The organism is Endozoicomonas sp. YOMI1, from assembly GCF_024606345.1.
Lineage (GTDB): Bacteria > Pseudomonadota > Gammaproteobacteria > Pseudomonadales > Endozoicomonadaceae > Endozoicomonas.
Map to the genome: position 1 here is coordinate 1 of NZ_JAHHPM010000185.1, position 2,896 is coordinate 2,896.

The 2,896-nt window shown below is 52.2% G+C and carries 2 protein-coding genes; one reads left to right on the top strand and one right to left on the bottom strand.

Annotation, left to right across the window (positions count from 1 at the left end):
- Window positions 1-74 precede the first annotated feature (74 nt).
- The gene (gene bioA / locus KDK15_RS06565; protein WP_257294569.1) at window positions 75-1,364 is read right to left on the bottom strand and encodes an adenosylmethionine--8-amino-7-oxononanoate transaminase; all 1,290 of its coding nucleotides are present in this window, start codon (window positions 1,362-1,364) and stop codon (window positions 75-77) included.
- Between the two features lie 182 nt (window positions 1,365-1,546).
- On the opposite strand from bioA, the gene KDK15_RS06570 reads away from it, so the two are divergent.
- A complete protein-coding gene (locus KDK15_RS06570) occupies window positions 1,547-2,767 on the top strand; it encodes an ankyrin repeat domain-containing protein (protein WP_257294570.1) in 1,221 nt (406 codons plus the stop codon).
- Window positions 2,768-2,896: the final 129 nt, after the last annotated feature.

Here is a 2,896-nt window from a genome sequence, read left to right on the forward strand (position 1 = left end):
TTTGACGAAGAAGCAGGAATTTTTAGACCAATTTATCGCAACCGCAGTAGGGCAGTCTATTCTCGGACAGCCTCCTAGTGGCTAACCCGATGCAGCACCCGACAAATAGCGCTACACAGTGCTTTCAGCTCATCGCTGGAAATAACATAGGGAGGCATCACATAAACCAGCTTGCCAAAAGGCCGGACCCAGACCCCCTCGGCAACAAACAACGGTTGAATTTCAGACATCACCACCGGTTCTTTCAGCTCCACGACACCAATGCCACCCAACACCCGGACATCAGCAACAGCAGGCATTGCAACACAAGGCATTAAGCCTTCCCTGAGTTTTTTTTCAATGGCCGCCAACTGACCATGCCATTCGCCTCTGGATAAGATCTCCAGGCTGGCATTACCCGCAGCACAGGCCAATGGGTTGGCCATAAAGGTAGGGCCGTGCATAAAAGGACCGTGTTCGGAAATGATGTGGCTGACCTGCTCTGAACACAGGGTTGCCGCCATCGTCAGGTACCCCCCCGTCAGGGCCTTTCCGACACACATGATATCCGGAACAACGCCAGCATGTTCACAGGCAAACAGCTTCCCGGTGCGACCAAACCCCGTAGCAATTTCGTCATGAACCAGTAGAACTTCATAGTCGTCACACAGCTGGCGCAGATGCTCCAGATATTCCGGGGAATAAAAATACATGCCTCCAGCCCCCTGAACAACGGGCTCAATAATCACCCCCGCCAGCTGGTTTCCCCGTCGCTCCAGTATCTGCCGCAATTCATCCATATGCCTTTCCTGAAAAGCTTCACCAACACGACACTCAGGGCGGGGGACAAAATAATGCTGAGGCAGAATTCCGGTAAACCAGTGATGCATGCCGCCATCAGGATCACAAATAGACATGCCACCGGTTGTATCGCCGTAATACCCTCCCCTGACGGTGAGCATCTTGTTTTTTTCCGGTCGTTCCCGGGCTATCCAGTATTGCATGGCCATTTTGATGGCGACCTCAACAGCCACAGAGCCGGAGTCGGCAAAAAACACCGTTTGCATCGGTTCCGGTGTCATGGCCACCAGTTTTTTAGCCAGATCAATCGCCGGTTTATGGGTCAGGCCACCAAACATAACATGGGAGAAATCATCAATCTGACGCTTCAGTGCCGCATTCATTTCAGGATGGTTATAGCCATGCACCATACACCACCAGGAAGACATGCCATCAATAATCCGGCGGCCATCGTTCAAATGCAGATAGACACCTTCTGCCCCAACCACCGGGAACATACCCACCCGATTAATGGTCGTACTGTATGGGTGCCAGATATGTTCGGCATCAAAAATCAGCTCTTCCGGGGTTATAACAGGGCTCAAGCCTGACTCCTTTTGGCACGTAATGAGGGTGGGGATGCAAAAGGCATAATGTTAAAATAATTCAAGTCATTAAGTCATCGGCAGTCTTATAAACCTGCTACTGCAGCAGAAACAGCTGCTGACCATACTATGAGCTTCAAACGTTCTTCATCCATTTCAATAATGTAAACAGGTTCCTATTTATGAATACGATCCAGAGTGTCCCTTCCAGTTCCCATCAACAGCCTGCTGAGGCTACCGAAGACGTCCCTTTGCGGGAACGGGCAGCACCAGTTACCGGCATCAGCGATGATGATGACCGCTCAAATTCGTTGAACGAGGCACCAATACTGGCCGCCTGCCGCAATAATAACCTGATATGGCTGCGGGAGTTACTGACCGAAGACCCGGGCCTGGCGCAGGGGACAGCCCCGTCCGGCATGAGTAAACACCCGGTTTCTCCACTGCATATCACTGCCCAGGGAGGGTATGTTGATGCCACAAAATGCCTGCTTGATACGGCCTTGCAGGGTGTACCGGAGGCAGAAAAGGCCGATGTCACCATCAAGCTCATGACAATTCGTCACAATCTCAAAAAGGATGCCGCGACCCCGTTCTATCTTGCCGCCAAGAATGCCAATGGGTATGTCGTGGCAACTTTCCTGAAATACCTGCTGGCATTGCCTGAGGCAGATATCCCCCGGGCACTGGTGGCGGTCATGAATGCTGCCCTCAAAGAAGGCCAAACCCCGCTGTGTGAAGCTATCAAAAGAGGCGATGACCTGATAGTACACTGCTTCATGGATGCCCTGAAATTGTCACCGGAGGCCAAAAGAGCCGACACCATGATTCAGGTGCTGGCCCCTGAAAAGCAGGGCAAGGGCAAGGGCAACAGGCTGCCACTCCATTTGGCTGCCGGCATGCGCAATAGTTTGATCGTAAAGTTAATACTGGATGCTGTTTCAGAGATACCGGCACCAGACCGTAGCAAGGTAGTCAGACAGGTAGTGAATGCTACTGACGCCTATGGTGCTACGCCGCTATTCATTGCGGTACAAGGTGGGTTTGCCAGGATTGTCCAGCAAATACTAGCGATCATCAGTGAAGTGCCGGAGTCAGAAAGAGCCGAGGTTGGCAATGCGCTGGTGAATACCGCCAACAAAGACGGGGCAACCCCACTCTACGCAGCAGCCTCGAGCAAATGTTCAACTTATCCTATTGTGTCGACGCTGCTGAAGCATGGTGCTGACCCGGAACTGGCAAAGACTCGCTGCGTCCCGGGAAGGTGCCGAAGGTCAAACTCCCCCCGCCAGGTAGCGCGCCAACGCGGTGATAGGGGAACTGTAGCCTTGATCGACAAGGCAATTCAGTCGCGCAAGTCGGCAAATCTGCAGTCAGCAGAAGAGCCGACCGCTGCGTTATAGGAAAGGTGATAGACAGGGGTTGTGAATGAAGTAGTTGAGAAGGGACTTAGTAATTGTCCTTAAATAATTCCGAAATTTAGAACTCACTCTCCGTTCACCCTGAGCGGAGTCGAAGGGTGCCTGGCACGA

Coding starts and splice junctions, on each gene's coding strand:
- KDK15_RS06570 (WP_257294570.1), top strand. CDS start 1,547: ATGAATACGATCCAGAGTGTCCCTTCCAGTTCCCATCAACAGCCTGCT.